This window comes from Arthrobacter sp. 8AJ (assembly GCF_902506025.1).
Classification (GTDB): Bacteria; Actinomycetota; Actinomycetes; order Actinomycetales; family Micrococcaceae; genus Arthrobacter.
In genome coordinates this window covers 495436-513853 of record NZ_LR733289.1, presented here as the reverse complement: position 1 = coordinate 513853, position 18418 = coordinate 495436, and the positions used below count along the sequence as shown (strand labels likewise).

Annotated in this window: 15 protein-coding genes; 9 read left to right on the top strand and 6 right to left on the bottom strand. The window is 67.7% G+C overall.

The features are described from left to right. The first annotated feature begins 69 nt into the window (after positions 1-69). Genes BACI349Y_RS02330 through catC form a run of 3 tightly spaced genes read left to right on the top strand, consistent with a single transcriptional unit; the run spans position 70 to position 2406 of the window. Positions 70-1002, top strand: coding sequence for a LysR substrate-binding domain-containing protein (locus BACI349Y_RS02330; RefSeq protein ID WP_159630103.1), 933 nt, complete (start codon positions 70-72; stop codon positions 1000-1002). Beyond that, positions 999-2099 (top strand): mandelate racemase/muconate lactonizing enzyme family protein, encoded by a 1101-nt coding sequence (locus tag BACI349Y_RS02325; protein ID WP_159630101.1) that lies wholly within the window; start codon positions 999-1001, stop codon positions 2097-2099. The genes BACI349Y_RS02330 and BACI349Y_RS02325 overlap by 4 nt, the downstream gene beginning before the upstream one ends. A 28-nt stretch (positions 2100-2127) precedes the next feature. Then, positions 2128-2406, top strand: coding sequence for a muconolactone Delta-isomerase (gene catC, locus BACI349Y_RS02320; protein WP_159635072.1), 279 nt, complete (start codon positions 2128-2130; stop codon positions 2404-2406). Positions 2407-2435: 29 nt separating this feature from the next. On the opposite strand, the gene BACI349Y_RS02315 is transcribed toward catC, so the two are convergent. The 5 genes from BACI349Y_RS02315 to benA form a co-directional block, all read right to left on the bottom strand. Then, positions 2436-5267 (bottom strand): AAA family ATPase, encoded by a 2832-nt coding sequence (locus BACI349Y_RS02315; protein WP_159630099.1) that lies wholly within the window; start codon positions 5265-5267, stop codon positions 2436-2438. A gap of 60 nt (positions 5268-5327) precedes the next feature. After that, positions 5328-6155: a 1,6-dihydroxycyclohexa-2,4-diene-1-carboxylate dehydrogenase gene (locus BACI349Y_RS02310; RefSeq protein ID WP_159630097.1), complete on the bottom strand. Its 828-nt coding sequence runs from the start codon at positions 6153-6155 to the stop codon at positions 5328-5330. Beyond that, the gene (gene benC, locus BACI349Y_RS02305; protein WP_159630095.1) at positions 6155-7726 is read right to left on the bottom strand and encodes a benzoate 1,2-dioxygenase electron transfer component BenC; all 1572 of its coding nucleotides are present in this window, start codon (positions 7724-7726) and stop codon (positions 6155-6157) included. Before benC ends, BACI349Y_RS02310 begins: the two co-directional genes overlap by 1 nt. Positions 7727-7848: 122 nt before the next feature. Then, a complete protein-coding gene (gene benB, locus BACI349Y_RS02300) occupies positions 7849-8385 on the bottom strand; it encodes a benzoate 1,2-dioxygenase small subunit (RefSeq protein WP_159630093.1) in 537 nt (178 codons plus the stop codon). Between the two features lie 35 nt (positions 8386-8420). Continuing rightward, positions 8421-9806, bottom strand: a complete 1386-nt coding sequence (benA, locus tag BACI349Y_RS02295; RefSeq protein WP_159630091.1) for a benzoate 1,2-dioxygenase large subunit — start codon at positions 9804-9806, stop codon at positions 8421-8423. Positions 9807-10135: 329 nt separating this feature from the next. On the opposite strand from benA, the gene catA reads away from it, so the two are divergent. After that, on the top strand, positions 10136-11017 hold the full coding sequence (gene catA, locus BACI349Y_RS02290; RefSeq protein ID WP_201302374.1) for a catechol 1,2-dioxygenase: 882 nt from the start codon (positions 10136-10138) through the stop codon (positions 11015-11017). 91 nt (positions 11018-11108) lie between these two features. Beyond that, a complete protein-coding gene (locus tag BACI349Y_RS02285) occupies positions 11109-12392 on the top strand; it encodes a benzoate/H(+) symporter BenE family transporter (protein WP_159630087.1) in 1284 nt (427 codons plus the stop codon). Positions 12393-12436: 44 nt separating this feature from the next. Here the strand turns inward: BACI349Y_RS02285 and BACI349Y_RS02280 are convergent, their stop codons facing one another. After that, positions 12437-12625 (bottom strand): hypothetical protein, encoded by a 189-nt coding sequence (locus tag BACI349Y_RS02280; RefSeq protein WP_159630085.1) that lies wholly within the window; start codon positions 12623-12625, stop codon positions 12437-12439. A gap of 149 nt (positions 12626-12774) precedes the next feature. Here BACI349Y_RS02280 and BACI349Y_RS02275 point away from each other — a divergent pair, with 149 nt between their 5' ends. The 4 genes from BACI349Y_RS02275 to BACI349Y_RS02260 all read left to right on the top strand — a co-directional run bounded on the left by BACI349Y_RS02275 (position 12775) and on the right by BACI349Y_RS02260 (position 18404). Beyond that, positions 12775-13401 (top strand): TetR/AcrR family transcriptional regulator, encoded by a 627-nt coding sequence (locus BACI349Y_RS02275; protein WP_159630083.1) that lies wholly within the window; start codon positions 12775-12777, stop codon positions 13399-13401. Between the two features lie 100 nt (positions 13402-13501). Beyond that, the gene (locus tag BACI349Y_RS02270) at positions 13502-15040 is read left to right on the top strand and encodes an aldehyde dehydrogenase family protein (RefSeq protein ID WP_159630081.1); all 1539 of its coding nucleotides are present in this window, start codon (positions 13502-13504) and stop codon (positions 15038-15040) included. Next, complete coding sequence (locus BACI349Y_RS02265) at positions 15041-16681, top strand: GMC family oxidoreductase (protein WP_159630079.1); 1641 nt, start codon at positions 15041-15043, stop codon at positions 16679-16681. A gap of 148 nt (positions 16682-16829) precedes the next feature. After that, positions 16830-18404: an APC family permease gene (locus tag BACI349Y_RS02260; protein WP_236560693.1), complete on the top strand. Its 1575-nt coding sequence runs from the start codon at positions 16830-16832 to the stop codon at positions 18402-18404. The last annotated feature ends 14 nt before the right edge of the window (positions 18405-18418 follow it).

Here is an 18418-nt window from a genome sequence, read left to right as displayed (position 1 = left end):
TTATGGTTATTCTATGAATCAATGAGGCTGCGCCGCGCCTCCCCCGGCCCGTTGGAAAGGTGGCACCGGATGGAAATCCGCCAGCTGAACTACTTCATCGCGGTCGCGGAGGAGCGGCACTTCGGCAGGGCGGCCAAGCGCCTGCACATGGCGCAGCCGCCGCTGTCCCAGCAGATCCGCCAGCTGGAAGACCAGCTGGGCGTCCAGCTCCTCAACCGCACCACCCGCCGGGTGGACCTGACGGCGGCGGGCCAGCTCCTGCTGGACCGCGGCCGCCAGATCGTCAACGACGTCGAAACGCTCCGCGCGGATGTCTACCAGGTGGGCAAGGGCGCCACGGGCGTCCTCCGGGTGGGGTTCTCCGGCTCGGCAACCTACGGCGTCATGCCGCGGATCGCGCGGCTCACCAAACAGGTCCTTCCCGGCCTGTCGCTGGCGCTGAACGGGGAGATGCTGACGCCGTCAATGGAAGCGGGGCTGCGGAACGGGACCCTGGACGCGGCACTGCTGCGTCCCCCCGTCGCCTCCGAGGAAATCGACTACCGCGTGGTCACCCAGGAGCCACTCGTCGTCGCACTTCCCTCCTTCAGCGCACTGGCGGTGGACCGTCCCGTGGCCATGCACGAACTGCAGGACCAGGACTTCATCGCCTACGCACCGGAGTCCGTACTGAACCGCATCACCTCGGACCTCTGCCGCCAGGCGGGTTTCCAGCCGCGGATCACGCAAGTGGTGGGTGAGACCTCCACGATGCTGGCGTTCGTGGCCGCGGGCGGCGGCATCGCCGTCATGCCGTCCAGCGTGCGTGCTTTCCAGCTTGAAGGCGTCGCGTACCGGGAAATCGACAATGCTCCCCCGGTGGAACTCGCCGTCGCCTGGCTGCGCGGCCACCGCTCCGCGCTGCTGCAAAACTTCCTGGACGTCGTGGCCACTGCAACCGCTGACGCCGCCACCCCTGGGGGCACCCCCGCTCCCGCTGATGAAAGGCTCCTCCCATCATGAAGATCGCAGCCATCGAGGCGATCCCCTACTCGATCCCATACCGCCACCCGCTCCACTTCGCCTCCGGCTCCGTGCACGAGGCCGAGCACGTCCTGGTCCGTGTCCACACCGACGACGGCGTGGTGGGGACCGCAGACACCCCGCCCCGTCCGTACACCTACGGTGAGACGCAGAAGTCCATCGTCGCGGTGGTGCAGGATGTCTTCGCCCCGCAACTGGTGGGCATCGACGTCTTTGACCGGGAAAAGATCCAGGCCGTCCTGGCCCGCACCATCCACAACCAGACCGCCAAGGGTGCGGTGGACATTGCCGTGTGGGACGTCATCGGCAAGACCCTGGGGCAGCCCGTGACCAAACTGCTGGGCGGCTACACCGATTCGCTGCGCGTCTCCCACATGCTCGGCTTCAAGCCCGCCCAGGAACTCCTGGCCTTGGCCCTGGAGTTCCGGGAAACCTACGGCATCAACACCTTCAAGCTGAAGACCGGCCGCCGTCCGCTGAACCTGGACATCGAGGCCGCCAGGGTGCTGCGGGACGGCCTGGGCGAAGACGCCGAGCTGTACATGGACGCCAACCGCGGCTGGACAGCCAACGAGGCCGCCGAGGTGCTGCGCCGCACCGCCGACCTCGGCCTGCAGTTCCTTGAGGAACCGGACGACGCCCGCGAAGTCCTGGGCCGCCGGCGCCTGGTCACCAACTCACCCATCCCCATTGCCGCCGACGAATCTGCCGCCAACCTCGGCGAGGCTGCCCGCGAAATCCTCACCGGCGGGGCCAACCTGCTATCCGTCAAGACCGCCCGGTCAGGCTTCACCGAAGCCGCCAAAATCGTTGGCATGGCTGAGGGCATGGGCATCGACGTCTACATCGGCAACCAGATCGACACCCAGGTGGGCACGGTTGCCTCGGTGGTGTTCGGCGCAGCCTTCGCCCACACGGCCAAGCGCGCGGCGGAGCTGTCCAACTACCTCGACATGACCGATGACCTGCTGGCCCGGCCGCTGGCGATCACCGGCGGCCGGATCCGCGTTCCTGAAGGTGCCGGCGCGGGCACTGACGTGGATGACGACAAGCTCGCCCACTACCGCACCGACTGACACCCACCCCTTCAACCGAAAGGTCACCATGAAGTACCTGGTCCGCATGGACGTCAACCTGCCCGCCGGCATGCCCGCCGAAGAAGCCGCCGCAATCAAGGCCACGGAGAAGGCCTACTCCCAGGAACTGCAGCGCTCCGGCAAATGGCCCGAGATCTGGCGTGTGGTGGGCGAATACGCCAACTACTCCATCTTCGACGTCGAATCCAACGACGAACTGCACGGCATCCTGCAGGGCCTTCCCCTGTTCCCGTACATGGACATCACGGTGGTTCCGCTGGCCAAGCACCCGTCGGACGTCAAGTAACCACGGGTTAGCACCGGAGCGTTGCCGGGTCAGTCCTTGGCCCGGAACGCCGCCGCGAGTTCGCTGCGTGACCGGATTCCCATCTTCCGGTACAGCCGCGTCAAGTGGTACTGCACCGTCTTTTCAGCCAGGAACAGGGCCCTGGCCGCCTCCTTGTTGGTTGCCCCCGCAGCCACCAGCTCGGCCACGGCCCGTTCCTGGGCCGTGAGCTGTTGATGGTGGCCGCCCACCGAAGAAAGCACCGGGTCCGCCGGGTCCGGCAGGTTCCCCACGTCCAGGCCGGTGGCCTTCAGCTCGCGGTCGCACCGTTCCACGTACGTTGCCGCGCCGAGGGTGTCATACAGGTCCCGGGCCGCCCGCAGCACTGAAGACGCCAGGCGGCGCTTTCCGGCCCGGCGCATGCTTTGCCCGAACGCGAAACTGATCCGTGCCCGCAGGTAGGGGCGGTTGAGCCCGCGGAGGTGCCCGAGCGCCGCCTCGAAGTACTCCCTTGCCGTGTCCGGGTCCCCCTGTGCGGCCAGCAGCCGGCCCCTGGCCCACGCCACGCGGGCAAGGTCGGAGGGGACTTCCCGCTCGCGGTGCACTCCTTCGAACGCAGTGAGGAACGTCTCTGCGGCGTCGAGCTTGTCAGTCATGACCAGCGCATTGACGTAGGTGTCCTGCCACGGCCAGAAGGACACCCGCTGATCGGTCCAGGGGTCCAGTTCGGCCAGCGGCTGCAGGGCGGCCAGGGCACTTTCGTAGTCGGCCCGTGCCTCGTGGAAGCGGGCGCGCGCCAGGCTGGCCGGGACCTGCATGGCACGGTAGGTTCCCGGCTGCACCGCGGCCTGTGAGACGTAGTAGCGTGCCCGGTCCCAGTCGCCCCGCATGGACCACAGCTCTGCGGCCGTCCAGTACAGCAGCGGCCGGATCAGCGGCATCCGCGAGGTCTCCAGCCGGACGCTTGCCCGGGAGATGGTGGCGGCGGCCGCGTCCCAGTTGCCCAGCACAAGGTGGGTGCGGGCCAGCCAGGCCTCGGCCCACAGGGAAATCCGCAGCGATCCCCCGCGGTACTCGGTGGGGGCGGCCGACTCAAAATTCACCAGCGCGGACTCGGCGTTGTCCAGGCGCAGGGCCAGCCAGCCGGCGCCCATCTGCACCCGCTGCTTCTGGGCATTCTCGGCCGCCTGGGCGGAGGCCCGCTGGTAGGAAGCCTCGGCGTCCGCAATCCGGCCCTGGGCGTAGAGGCCCAGTCCGTAGATGGCCTCCGACTCGATGTGCGCCGGAGTTCCGGGCTCAGTCAGCGCCATGGCGCGTTCAGCCCAGCCGGTAATCATCGGACCGTCCCAGGAAGCTACCCCGTGGAGGACAAACCGCTGGGCCACCTGCGCTGCCGCGGAGGGTTCATGCTGCGGATTGCTGGTGCGCCAGGCCATCTCCAGCTGGCTTTGGGCGCTGTCATTCTGGCCGGACACCGTGGACAGGTACCCCAGCACCGAGGAGCGCAGGGGCGACGGCGGCAGGGCGTCCACCGCGCCGGCCCAGGCCTGCGCCTGGGCCACGTTGCCGGAGCCCACCAGGGCGTCGACGGCTTTCAGGAGCCGGAGGTTGCGGGCGCGGATGTCAGGGGAGAGCCGCGAGGCGGAGAACAACGCGGTGGAGGCATCCTGCCATGCGCCCACCGTGGCCTGCCGCCGGGCGAATTCCTCCAGTTCGGCGGCCAGGGTTTCGTCCGCGGCCGGGGTGGCCGCAACGCGGTGGCCCAGCTGTTCGCCCTCGGACTGGACGACCTCGGCGGCCTTCCGGTGCAGGGCAATGCGCCGGCTGGGGACGATCTGTTCGTAGACGGCTTCCGCGGTGCCGGGTTCCAGGAAGGCGATGGCGGAGCGGGACTGGTCCACGGACAGTCCCAGCAGCCCGGCGCGGTGCCCCTCATCGAGCGCCGGCATGACGGATTCCAGGCCGCCCACCCTGGCCACCTCGGCCAGGCCCGCGCCGGGGCCGAGCACCGCAGCGGCTTCCGCGGCGGCCACCAGGGCAGGGGACGCGGCCGCCAGGACACTGCGGACCCTGGCGCGCACCCGGGAAGTGGGCGGAAGGGACGGGAACCACGACTGCCAGGTCTCCGGCGGCAGCTCACGGAGCAGCTCCACGATGGACTGGGCTATCCCGCCGGTGTGCGTCACCAGGCCGTGGGCCGCCGTCGCACTGAGGTCCAGGCCGAACAGGCTCCGGGCCACGTCCTGGACCTGCTGCGGCGAGAGGGGCTCCAGCGGAATGCGGACCACCTGGTGGCCGGTGAGGAAGTCGAGCACGCCGGCGGGGACGCGGGGCGCGTCTACAGGGTTGAGGGTCAGCAGGAACAGGACCCGCTTGTCGTGCAGCCTGCGCATGACGAAGGTGAGGATGCGCAGGCTCTCCTCGTCGAGCTTGTGGACGTCGTCGACGGCGACCACCACGCTGCCGTGCGTCTGCAGGCCTTCGAGATGGGTGCTGAGGGTGGAGGCGTAGTTGACCACCTGGTCGGGGGTCAGGGAAGCGACGGGCCCCGGCGCGGGGGCCGGGCCGCCGTCGTAATCCTTTGCCGTCCGGAGCGGCAGGGTCCGCATCAACTGGGAGTAGCCGGCCAGGGCGAACTGGGCTTCCCAGTCGTCCCCCATGGCGGACAGCACGCGGACGCCGCGGGCTGCCGTGCGGCAGTGGTCAAGGAAGAGTTCCAGGAGCGCGGTTTTGCCGGACCCGGACGGTCCGGAGAGGACCACGGTGCCCACCTTGCCCTTGCGGACGGTGCGGAGGATTTCCAGCAGCTGCTCGAACGCCGCGGCCCGGCCCGCCAGCGGGAAGTCCTCCGCCATCTCGCCCTGGGTGGAGCCCGCTGTCATGGCCGCCATCCTACCGGAGCGGCCCGGGCGCCCCTGGTGCCGCGCGTCGAGCACCTGCCCCTACCCCAGGTCGCCGCCGGCCACCGGGAGGATGCTGCCGGTCAGGTAGGACGCCTCGTCCGAGGCAAGGAACACGATGGGCGCCGCCTGCTCGTCCAGGGTGCCGTAGCGCTTCATGAACGAGGACTCCACCGTCTGGTCAACGATGGTCTGGTACCAGTCCTTCTCGGTGGCGGATTCGGCGTCCGGCCCGCGCTTGACCTTCCGCGGCGGGGCTTCCGTGCCGCCCGGGGCGGTGGCCACCACCCGGATGCCGTGCCCGGCCACCTCCATCGCCAGCGACTGGGTCAGGGCGTTCACGCCACCTTTCGCCGCGGCATAGGGCACCCGGTGCATTCCGCGGGTGGCTACCGAGGAGACGTTCACGATCGTGCCGGAGCCCTGCTCGATCATGGCCGGCAGGACTGCCCGGCAGGTCCAGAGCGTGGGGAAGAGCGAGCGGCGGATTTCCTTCTCGATCTTGTCCTCGTCGTACTCCTCGTAGGGGCGGGCCCAGATGGTCCCGCCCACGTTGTTGACCAGGACGTCCACCCGCCCGTGGGCCGCGAGCGCGGCCTTGATGGCCTGGGTGGCGCCGGCGAAGGTCTCCAGGTCTGCGGTGACGGCCGTGGCCGAGCCCCCGGAATCCGACGCCCTGGCGGCCTCGCCGATGCCGCGGGCAACGTCGTGGACCAGGTCCGCGCGGTCCACCAGGACCACGGCGCCGCCTTCGGCGCCGATGCGTTCGGCCACCTTCTGGCCGATCCCCTGGGCTGCACCGGTGACGACGGCGACCTTGCCGCCGAACCGGCCAGGGGTCACGTATTGCCCGGCGTACGGCGCAGCCATCAGCGGGCGGCCTTGGCGTCGATGGCCCCGGCCATGGTGTCCTTCGCGTCCTGGGCATGGGCGGTGATGACGGCGCGCAGGTGGTCCTTGTCGCCGCGTTCGAAGGCATTCACGATCTCAAGGTGGTCCTGGGTGACGCGTTCGAAGATCGGCGTGCCGGCCTCGAAGGCCGCGGCCATCTGGGCGTGGACGTCCAGGCGCCGGTAGGACTCCAGGAGCATCGGGTTGTCGCAGACCATGAAGAGGTACTCGTGGAATTCCTCGTTGGTGCGCGCGAACTCCTCGGGGTCGGTGATGTTCCCGCCCTGCACCGAGCCGGTGGTGGCTTCCGCGAGCCGGCGGAACTGGCGCAGCTGCTGCTCGCTGAGCCTTCCCAGCAGCAGTTCGCTGACCGCAAGTTCCAGGCCCATGCGGGCGTCCAGCTGGGCGAAGCTGTCCTCCTTGCGGAAATCCAGCCGGCCGGTCTCCAGCGAGGAGACGGCCTCGCCGCGGCTCATGGTGTCGCCTTCGGCCTGGATCTTCCCGGCCGGTGCCGGGGCACCGGTTTCGGCGTCGCCCCCGGTGGTCTCCTTCGGCGCGAAACGTTCGAAGTAGAAGTTGGCGGGCTTGATGCCTTCGGTGTCCAGCCACTTGGAGACGGCGTTGACCATGGGCGGAGGGCCGCAGAGGTAGATGTCCACGTCGCCGTCGTTGAGGTGCTTCGGTTCGATGATCTGGGTGACGTAGCCGGTGTGCGGGGCGGAGGTGCCGGGCTCGGAGGCGATGTAGTCCCAGCTGAAGCCGGGCAGTTTCGCCTCGTAGGCGCGGAGCCAGTCCAGGCCCACGATGTCCGCCTCGCGGGTGAGCCCGTAGATGAGGTGGACCGGGGTGGACGGCGGGTTCTCGGCAAGCTTCTCCAGGATGGACAGCAGCGGGGCCAGGCCGGTGCCGCCGGCCAGGAGCAGCAGGGGCCGCTTCGGCTCGCGCAGGAAGAAGGATCCGTACGGGCCCGTGAATTCGATGGCGTCGCCTACCGCGGCGCGGTCGCGCAGGTACTCGGACATGGCGCCCTGCGGGGTCACGCGGACCATGAAGGACGCGTCCTGGACCTCGGGGCCGCTGCTGAAGGAGTAGGAGCGCTCGGCGTCGGTGCCGGGGACTTTGAGGTTGACGTACTGCCCGGGGAGGAAGGCCAGCGCGTCGCGGTTGTCCACCTCAAGGGTGAAGGAGACCGTGGTGTCCGTGTGCCGGTTGAGCTCCTTGATGGTGGAGCTGAAGGTGGCGGCCGCCGTCTTGGCCGACTCGGACGTGGCCGGGATCTGGATGGCCAGGTCGGACTCCGGGACGGCCTGGCACGTCAGCAGGTAGCCCTTTTCGAGCTCCTCTTCGGTCATGGCGTCGTCGATGAAGTCGCCCGGGTCGAAGGAGCCTGAATCGCAGAACGCCTTGCAGGTGCCGCACGCGCCGTCGCGGCAGTCCGACGGAATGTTGATCCGCGCCTTGTAGGCCGCGTCCATGACGGTCTCATAGTCGCCGACCTTGATGACTTTGGTGACGCCGTCTTCGAAGCTGAGGGCTACTTTGTGGCCCATGGGGTCCTCCTGACTGGGCGGGCGCGTCGTCGCGTCCGGGGAAAAGTTGGGGCGTGCCCGGCGGGCACGGAATGGGACCTGCCGTGCGGCGCCCGTACGTACCGGGCGCCGGCTGGGGCAGGTCAGATCATGTAGACGTCCACCACGTGGTGGATGTAGTCGTTCTTCAGGACCACTTTCTTCTTCAGGATCACCGGCTGCGGGCCGGAAAGGTCCACCGTGTAGTAGCTGGTGCCGAAGTACGTGTCCGTCGTGTTGTAGCGGAAGTACAGGGTGAACCAGTTGAAGCGCACCTCCACCTTGCCGCCGTCGTTCGCCAAAACCTCCACGTCCGTGATGTTGTGGCCGGTGCGCGGCTCCGGGAGGGAGGTGGCCGATGACCTGTCGGTCTTGATCCGGAATACCCGGTCCTCGATGCCGCCGCGGTTGTCGTAGTAGATCAGGGAGATCTCGTTCTGGGGGTCCTGTGTCAGCTGGTCGTCCACGTCCCAGGCCGGCATCCAGAATTCGGAGTCCGGGTGGTAGCACTCCAGCCATTCATCGAACTGGCGGTCATCCAGCAGGCGGGCTTCCCGGTAGAGGAACGCCCGGACGGTTTCGAGGGTTGCGATTTCCTCCGCGGTCTTCAGGACCGGGGCGGTGTGGGTCAGGTTGGTCATGGGTTCTGCGCTCTCTGTGGTTCCGGCGGGCTCTCTCAGGCGGTGACGGGAACGGAATCCAGGGCGGAACGCTCCTCTTCCTCCGCCAGCGCCCGGTCCATGACTTCCTTCCAGTACCCGTGCTGGATGGGGTAGAGCCCCTCATCTTCGGTGCGCACGCCGGAGGCGATCACCCGGTTCATGCCCAGGGCCTGCGCCTGCTCATCCGGTCCGGCGATCTCGTGGGTGGAGCCGCGGGTCATGTCGTTCCACGGTGCGCTGGTGGCCCAGTAAGTCTTGTTGCAGGAGCGGAATTCCTCCAGGTCGTCCGGGGTGGCCATGCCCGTGGCGTTGAAGAAGTCCTCGTACTGGCGGATGCGCTTTGAACGGTTCTCCTGGGACTCGCCCTTGGGGGCGATGCAGTAGATGGTCACCTCGGTCTGGTCCGCGGAGATCGGCCGGAAGTGGCGGATCTGCGAGGAGAACTGGTCCATGATGTAGACGTTCGGGTACAGGCAGAGGTTGCGGGAGATGTTGATCATGAAGTTGGCCATCTCCTCGCCGTACTTGGCCACAAGCTCGTCGCGGCGGTCCCAGAGCGGGCGGTCCTGGGGGTTGGTCCATTCCTGCCACAGCAACAGGTGGCCGTGGTCGTAGGAGTAGAAGCCGCCCTTGACCTTGCCCCACTTGCCGGCGTCCATGGCCTTGGTCTTGTTGGCGGAGTCACCGGCGCTGCGGCGGGCCGTGGTGGCTGCGTAGTTCCAGTGCACGGCGGTGACGTGGTAGCCGTCGGCGCCGTTCTCGGCCTGGACCTTCCAGTTGCCGTCATAGGTGTAGGTGGAGGAACCGCGCAGCACTTCCAGGCCTTCGGGCGACTGGTCAACGATGGAGTCGATGACCTTGGTGGCGTCCCCGAGGTGTTCCTCGAGCGGGAGCACGTCGGCCTTCAGCGAGCCGAACAGGAAGCCGCGGTAGGACTCGAAGCGGGCCACCTTGGTGAGGTCGTGTGAGCCTTCCTTGTTGAAGGTCTCGGGGTAGCCGGCGTTCCGGGAGTCCTTGACCTTCAGCAGCTCGCCGGAGTTCTTGAAGGTCCAGCCGTGGAACGGGCAGGTGAAGGTGGTGCGGTTGTCCGTCTTGCGGCGGCACAGCATGGCGCCGCGGTGCGAACAGGCGTTGACCAGGCAGTTCAGCTGCCCGTCCTTGTCCCGGGTGATCATCACGGGGGTCCGGCCGATGTAGGTGGTGAAGTAGTCCCCCACGTTGGGGATCTGCGACTCGTGGGCGAGGTACACCCAGTTGCCTTCGAAGATGTGCTTCATCTCGAGTTCGAAGATCTCCTGGTCGGTGAAGATCTCGCGCTTGGCCCGGATGACGCCGTTCTCGCGGTCGTCGATCACGGCGTCGGCAAGGACCTCGCGGGCATGGATCAGGTTCTCGGTCATGGCGTGCTCCTTCATTGGAGATTGCTGGACGGATGGGCGGAGGTCCACTCGGGAAGAGGCTTCGGCGGCGGACGTTGTCCAGCAATTCTTGCCGCTCGTGATTGGCCTCACATCAGGCAAATGCCTAGGTTCCACCAAGGGTGTCTTTATGTACTGATAATGACTCAAAAGACGCCTAGTTGATATTTGTAGCGTCCTTATCTCCGGGCCTACGCTTGAGACCAAGATCACGCGGTGCCGAGCAGGGCAGGTGGAACGTCCCGCCCCGCGGGCCGCGTGCGGAGCAGGAGCCCTTCCTGTCCCATTCAATGAAGAAGGTGGACATCGTCATGACCCAAACCCCAACGGACAGCCGCACGGAAAACGAAGGCACCGCCGTCGAAGCAGGCTCCAAGGCAACCGAACGGTTCGCCGCGTCAGGCAAGCTCTCCCGGGTGGATGTATCCAAGGAACGGGTGAGCCTGCTGGCCGGCGCACTGATCAAGGCCGCCAACGACATCGTCGTCGAGCACCACGTCACCTACGAGGAATACAACGCCCTCAAAGCCTGGCTGATCAAGGTGGGCACGGACGGTGAATGGCCGCTGTTCCTCGACGTCTGGCTGGAACACACCGTTGAGGACGTGAACTCCCAGGACCGTCCCGGCACCGTCGGCACCATCGAGGGTCCCTACTACGTTCCCGGCTCTCCGGAACTCCAGACGCCCGCCACCGTGGAAATGCGCGACGACGAAGAGGGCACTCCGCTGCGGTTCACCGGCCAGTTCACCGACACCGACGGCAACCCCATCCAGGGTGCCCAGGTGGAGATCTGGCACGCGGACGCCGCCGGCTTCTACTCCCAGTACGCCCCGGGCATGCCCGAGTGGCTCTTCCGGGCCACCGTCAAGGCCTCCGACGACGGCCGGTTCGAGATCAACACCATGCGTCCGGCGCCCTACCAGATCCCTACGGACGGCGCCTGCGGGCAGCTGATCAACGCCGCGGGCTGGCACGCCTGGCGTCCCGCGCACATCCACATCAAGGTGTCCGCGCCGGGCTACGAGCCGGTCACGCAGCAGCTGTACTTCCCCGGCGATCCCCACAACTCGGACGACATCGCCTCGGCAGTGAAGCCTGAACTGATGCTGGACCCGCGCCCCCGTACCGACGGCAAGGGCGAGGAAGTAGTTTATGACTACGTCCTGGCAAAGCAGGGCCAGAAGAAGTAGCACGCAAACTGGGAGACACCCCCGCACGGAGGCGCTCCGGAGCTGATGCTTCGGAGCGCCTCCGGTTTTTCCGCGCCAGCCAGGAGTTCCGATGAGCCATCCCCGCCCCGACCCGGCCGCCACATCCGTCGGGTCAGCCCCGCCGGCGCCGGCGCCGGAACCCCTGCTGGAACGCCCGGGGGTCCGGCCCGCGGGTCCCCGCCGGATTCTTCGCGACCTGGAACTGTCCTATGTCTCCAACGGGGCCATCGGGCTCATTTTCGCGGCGTCCGGACCCATCGCCGTCACCCTGGCCGTGGGGACGGCCGGCGGCCTGACCCAGGGCCAGCTGTCGTCCTGGGTTTTTGGCATCCTCTTTTCCGGCGGGGCGGCCACGCTGCTGATGTCGCTCATTTACCGGCAGCCCCTGGGCTTCGCCTGGTCCATCCCCGGCACGGTGCTCCTGGGACCGTCCCTTCAGCACCTGGCCTTCCCCGAAGTCGTCGGGGCCTTCTTCACCTCGGGCGTGCTGATCCTCGCCCTGGGTGCCACCGGGGTGGTGCGTAAAGCCATGGCACTGGTGCCCATGCCGCTGGTGATGGCCATGGTGGCCGCGGTGTTCCTGAAGTTCGGCACAGACATCGTTGCCTCCACCCAGGACAACCCGGCCGTGGCTGCTCCGATGGTGGCCGCGTTCCTGGTCCTCACCGCAGTTCCCGGGCTTGGCAGGTTCCTGCCGCCGGTCCTGGGCACCCTGGTGGCAGGCTGCATCGCCGTGGCGGCCAGCGGGCAGTTCAGGCTGTCCCCCGGCGGGCAGCTCCTGGCCACCCCGGTGTTCACCGCCCCTGAATTCACGTGGGCTGCCCAGCTGGAACTGGTGGTTCCCCTGGCCCTCACCGTGCTGTTTGTCCAAAACGGCCAGGGCATCGCCGTCCTCCGCGCCGCCGGGCACCGTCCGCCCGTGAACGCCTTCGCCATTGCCTCCGGCGCTTTTTCAGTGCTCAATGCCGGTTTCGGCGCCGTTTCGGCCTGCGTCACAGGCCCCACCAACGCCCTGCTGACCTCGTCCGGGAAGAGGGAGCGCCAATACACGGCTGCCGTGGCGTACGGTCTCCTGGCCCTGGTGTTCGCAGCGTTTGCCCCCACCCTGACCCGGCTGATGCTGGCCGCGCCCAAGGAGTTCGTCCTGGCACTGGGCGGCATCGCAATGCTGCGGGCCCTACAGCAGGCCTTCGTCACGGCCTTTGCCACCAGCTTCACCATGGGTTCGCTGGTGACGTTCGTGGTGACCATTTCCGGCATGAACCTCTTCAACATCCACGCAGCGTTCTGGGGCTTGGTCATCGGCTACGGGGTGTCCCGCCTGCTGGAGCGCGCCGACCACGCCCAGCCCTGAGCCGGGCCGGCCATGTTACGGCGCCCGGCAGGGCTTCTTCTGCGTCAGCGCGGGTCCGGTTCCAGCGCCCAGGCCAGCCGGTGCAGGAAAGTCGCCGTCCTGCTCCTGAACGCCAGCCACGCGGCCCGCTTCCACCCGGGCTTCGCGCTGAGTTGCGGCGCGTGGGGCTGCGCACTTTCGCCCGCGCGGACGGCGCCGGCAAACAAGAGGGCAATAAGGCTTGCGCTTTCCATCGTTCTCCAAGCTGTACTGGTCAATCCCGGTGTACAACCACCGTGCCCTGCGGAAGAAGGCTTCAAACATCATCAGCCCCATCGGGCTGCGGGGAGGGCGTGGCGGTACCGCGTTATGCACGTGCAGTGTTAGGCAATAGTCTGGCCAGATGGGGACCAGTGCCGTGACTTCCGGCGAACAAGTGGACAGGCAGACCCGCATCCTCGAAGCGGCAATGGACCTGCTGTCCCGCCACGGGATTTCGGGCGTGAGCATGCGCGCCGTGGCGCGGGAAGCCGGCGTGGCACTGGGCCTGGTCAACTACTACTACGACGACAAGACCACCCTGATCCGCGCTGCCCTACGCCGCGTGGATGAGCATGACCTTTTACTGGTCGCCCCAGACCCGTCGGTTACCCCCGATGAACAGCTGCGCCGCGCGCTCCGGCGCGTTGCCGGCGCTGACCTGCTGACCACCCGCTACCTGTCCCTGCGCCTGCACCTGTGGGCCCTGGCCCAGGCGGACGAGGACTACGCACAGATCAACGCCGCCGCCTTCGACCGGTACATCGACGGGCTCGCGGCGCTGGTGTCCAGCGCCAGGCCCGGACTGTCCTGGGAAGCGTGCAGGGAGCGGGCGTCGGACATCGTGGTCATCCAGAACGGCGTGTGGCTGACGGCGCTGCTCGGGGTGGACAAGGCCTCCATCCAGCGGAGCATTGCGCGCACGGAGCAGATCGCGCTCGCACCGGTCCCGGACGACAACCGCGACGCCCAGGGCCCCTCACAGCCCTGAAACACCCACTCCAGGGGCAACAGTAGCCGCGCGATGAGCATTGAACAAGTGTTCAAGGAAAGTATTGAACACTTGTTCAACGTGCATTACTGTCCTTCCTATGACTTACGCCACACCGGCCCAGGAAGCCGCCCCCAGCACTGAAACCAAGCCCGCCTCCTCCCTGTTCATCAACGGCAGGTGGGAGCCGGCGGCGTCCGGCGCGGTGCGTGAAATCCGCAACCCCGCAGACGGGGAGCTGGTGGCCACCGTGTCCGAGGCAGGCCGGGAAGATGCCGAACGTGCCATCGCGGCGGCCCGCGCCGCCTTCGACTCCGGCGCCTGGTCCAGCGTCCCGGCACCGGAGCGTGGCGCCTTCCTCCTGAAAGTCGCCGCCGGACTGCGGGAACGCCGGGAAAAGTTTGCCCGCGCGGAATCGCTGGACACCGGCAAGCGGATGGTGGAAAGCCGCATCGACATGGACGACATCGCCGCCTGCTTCGAGTACTTCGGCAGGCTCGCCGGGCAGCAGGCGGGCCGGGTGGTGGACGCCGGGGACGCCGCCGTCGTCAGCAGGATCGTCTACGAACCCGTGGGCGTCTGCGGACTCATCACGCCGTGGAACTATCCCCTGCTCCAGGCGGCGTGGAAGATCGCCCCCGCACTGGCCGCCGGCTGCACGTTCGTCCTCAAGCCCTCCGAGCTGACCCCGTCCACCAGCATCCTGGCCATGCAGCTGCTGCAGGACCTCGGCCTCCCGGACGGCGTGGCCAACCTCGTCACCGGTGCCGGCGCCCAGGCTGGCGCCCCGCTCTCGGAACACCCCGACGTCGACCTTGTCTCCTTCACCGGCGGCCTGGAAACCGGCAAGCGCATCGCCGCTTCCGCTGCGGCCACCGTCAAGAAGGTGGCGCTGGAGCTCGGCGGCAAGAACCCCAACGTGGTGTTCGCCGACACGGACTTCGACGCCGCCGTGGACAACGCCCTGAACGGCGCGTTCGTCCACTCCGGCCAGGTTTGCTCCGCAGGCGCCCGGCTGCTGGTGGAGGAATCCATCGCGGACCGCTTCGTGGACGAACTGGTCCGCCGCGCAGAGGGCATCCGGCTGGGTGGCCCCTTCGACGACGAGGCCGAGACCGGCCCGCTGATCTCCGCCGCCCACCGGGACAAGGTCCATGCCTACGTCCAGCGCGGCATTCAGGAGGGCGCGCGGCTCCGCACGGGCGGCGCGGCACCGTCCGGGGAGAAGTACGACGCCGGGTTCTACTACCAGCCCACCATTCTGGACCGCGTCTCCCGCGGCATGTCCGTGGTCACCGACGAGGCGTTCGGCCCGGTGGTCACGGTGGAAACCTTCCGCACCGAGGACGAGGCCGTGGCCACTGCGAACGACACCATCTACGGCCTGGCCGGCGCGGTGTGGACCCAGGACGCCGGCAAGGCGCAGCGCGTCGCGTCCCGGCTGCGGCACGGCACCATCTGGATCAACGACTACCACCCCTACCTCCCCCAGGCCGAGTGGGGCGGCTTCGGCCAGTCCGGCGTCGGCCGCGAGCTGGGCCCCACGGGCCTGGCTGAGTACCAGGAAGCCAAGCACATCTACCAGAACACCAGCCCGCTGGTCACCGGCTGGTTCGCTGACCACAGCAAGGAGAACTAGATGCACTACGACAACATCGAGGACGTGAGCGACCGTGGGTTCGACTACGTCGTCATCGGCGGCGGGTCCGCCGGGGCCGCCGTGGCGGCACGGCTCAGCGAGGATCCGGACGTGACCGTGGCCCTCGTCGAGGCGGGCCCGGACGACCGGAACATCCCCGAGATCCTGCAGCTGGACCGCTGGATGGAACTGCTGGAATCCGGGTACGACTGGGATTACCCCATCGAGCCGCAGGAAAACGGCAACTCCTTCATGCGCCACGCCCGTGCCAAAGTCATGGGCGGCTGCTCCAGCCACAACTCCTGCATCGCCTTCTGGGCCCCGCGCGAGGACCTGGACGAATGGGAGTCCAAGTACGGCGCCACCGGCTGGAACGCCGATGCCGCCTGGCCGCTCTACAAGCGGCTGGAAACCAACCAGGACGCCGGCCCCGACGCTCCGCACCACGGGGACTCCGGCCCCGTGCACCTGATGAACGTGCCCCCGGCGGACCCTGCCGGCGTCGCCCTTTTGGACGCCTGTGAACAGGCGGGCATCCCCCGCGCGAAGTTCAACACCGGCACCACCGTGGTGAACGGCGCGAACTTCTTCCAGATCAACCGCCGCGCAGACGGTACCCGTTCCTCCAGTTCCGTGTCCTACATCCACCCCATCGTGGACCGCCCCAACTTCACCCTGCTGACCGGCCTGCGGGCCCGCCAGCTGGTGATCGACGCGGACAAGCGCTGCACCGGCGTGGACGTGGTGGACGGGGCGTTCGGCCGGACCCACCGGCTTACCGCCCGCCGTGAGGTCATCGTGTCCACCGGCGCCATCGACTCCCCCAAGCTGCTCATGCTCTCCGGCATCGGCCCGGCGGAACACCTGGCCCAGCACGGCATCGAGGTGCTGGTGGACTCGCCCGGCGTCGGTGAGAACCTGCAGGACCACCCGGAAGGCGTGGTGCAGTTCGAGGCCAAACAGCCCATGGTGCAGACCTCCACCCAGTGGTGGGAGATCGGCATCTTCACCCCCACGGAGGACGGCCTGGACCGCCCTGACCTGATGATGCACTACGGCTCGGTCCCGTTCGACATGAACACGCTGCGTCACGGCTACCCCACCACGGAGAACGGGTTCAGCCTCACCCCGAACGTCACCCATGCCCGCTCCCGCGGCACCGTTCGGCTGCGCAGCCGCGACTTCCGCGACAAGCCGATGGTGGACCCCCGCTACTTCACGGACCCGGACGGCCACGACATGCGCGTCATGGTGGCCGGCATCCGCAAGGCCCGCGAGATCGCCGCCCAGCCCGCAATGGCGGAATGGACCGGCCGGGAGCTCTCGCCAGGCATCGAGGCGCAGACCGATGAGGAACTGCAGGACTACATCCGCAAGACCCACAACACCGTCTACCACCCCGTGGGCACCGTCCGCCTGGGCCCGGCCGACGACGACATGTCGCCGCTGGATCCAGAGCTGCGGGTCAAGGGCGTCACCGGCCTCCGCGTGGCCGATGCGTCCGTCATGCCCGAACACGTCACCGTCAACCCCAACATCACCGTCATGATGATCGGCGAGCGCTGTGCCGATCTCATCAAGGCGGACTATGCCGGCGCCGACGCCCTGGAAGAGAAGGAGCTCACCACGTCCCTCGCCTGAGCGGCGGGTCATCAAGGGGCCGCATTGCCCAACAATGGCGGCCCCCGCAGAACGTTATCTCGCCGCACCCCAGGGCGGCCGGTCCCATCGTGCTTTTCTGATCTAGGAGTCCATATTGGAACCCAGCAAGAGTATTGATTCAAGCGGCATGGATGAATTTGGCTACACCCAGACCCTCGACCGGAGCATCGGCAAATTCGCCAGCTTCGCCGCCGGTGTCAGCTACATCTCCATCCTCACCGGTGTCTTCCAACTGTTCTACTTCGGCTTTTCCATGGCCGGCCCGGCGTACGCCTGGTCCTGGCCCATCGTGTTCGTCGGCCAGCTGATGGTTGCCCTCTGTTTCGCCGAGCTGGCCGGCCGCTACCCCGTGGCGGGCTCGGTCTACAACTGGGCCAAGCGGCTGTCCTCCGGGACCTCGTCCTGGCTGGCCGGCTGGCTGCTGCTGCTGTCCTCCATCATGGCGCTGGGCTCGGTGGCACTGGCCCTGCAGATCACCCTCCCCCAGCTGTGGTCCGGCTTCCAGTTCGTCGGTGACGGCACCGGCCCTTACGACTTCGCCATGAACGGCGTGGTGCTGGCCACCATCATGATCACCATCTCCACGCTCATCAACGCGTTCGGCGTGAAGCTGATGACCCGGATCAACAGCATCGGCGTCTTCGTGGAGCTCATCGCCGCCGTGCTGCTGATCCTGGCACTGGGCTGGCACGTGGTGCGCGGGCCGGAGGTCTTCTTTGATACGGCCGGTTTCGGGGAAGGCAAGGACCTGGGCTTCTTCGGCGTCTTCCTGATCGGTGCCATGGCCTCCGGGTACGTCATGTACGGCTTCGATACAGCCAGCTCGCTGGGCGAGGAAACCAAGGACCCCAAGAAGACCGCTCCCAAGGCCATCCTGCGCGCCGTCACGGCGTCGTTCCTGCTGGGCGGCGGAATCCTGCTGTTCGGCATCCTGGCCGCACCGGACCTCAGTGACCCGCAGATCGGCTCCCCCGACGGCGGCCTGCAGCACATCGTGCTCTCCGTCCTGGGCGGCCCCTTCGGCAAGGCCTTCCTGGCCTGCATCGTGGTGGCCGTGGTGGTCTGCACCCTGGCCGTCCACGCCGCCGCGATCCGCATGATGTTCGCCATGGCCCGCGACAACAACCTGCCCTTCAGCCGCCAGCTCAGCAAGGTGGATCCGGTCCGCCGGACCCCGACGGTGGCGGCCATCGTCATCGGCGTCATCGCTGTCATCCCGCTGCTGGTCAACGTGATGCAGCCGGCCATCTTCACCATCCTATCCAGCATCAGCATCGTGCTGATCTACCTGTCCTACCTTCTGGTCACGGTCCCCCTGCTCCGCAAGCGGTTACAGAAGAAGTGGCCGCTCGTCGCAGACGGATCCGAGCCCGGGTTCACCATGGGCAAGTGGGGCCTTCCGGTGAACATCCTCGCCGTCCTGTGGGGCGCCGCGATGACCATCAACCTGGTGTGGCCCCGCCCGGAGATCTACAACTCGGTGCCGCCGTTCGAGTGGTACCTGCAGTGGGGCGGGGTGTTCTTCGTGGCCGCCGTGGTGATTGGCGGGGCACTGCTCTACCGCCTGAAGATCCGCCATCAGACCGGGGTGCTGGCCGAACACGCCGCGGCAGTCGCCGCCCACCCGTCGTCCAACGACCCCAGGTTCGATCCCGCGGAGGACGCGGTGCCGGCCAACGCGGCGATGGCAACCGAGGGCTAGCAACACCACAGCAG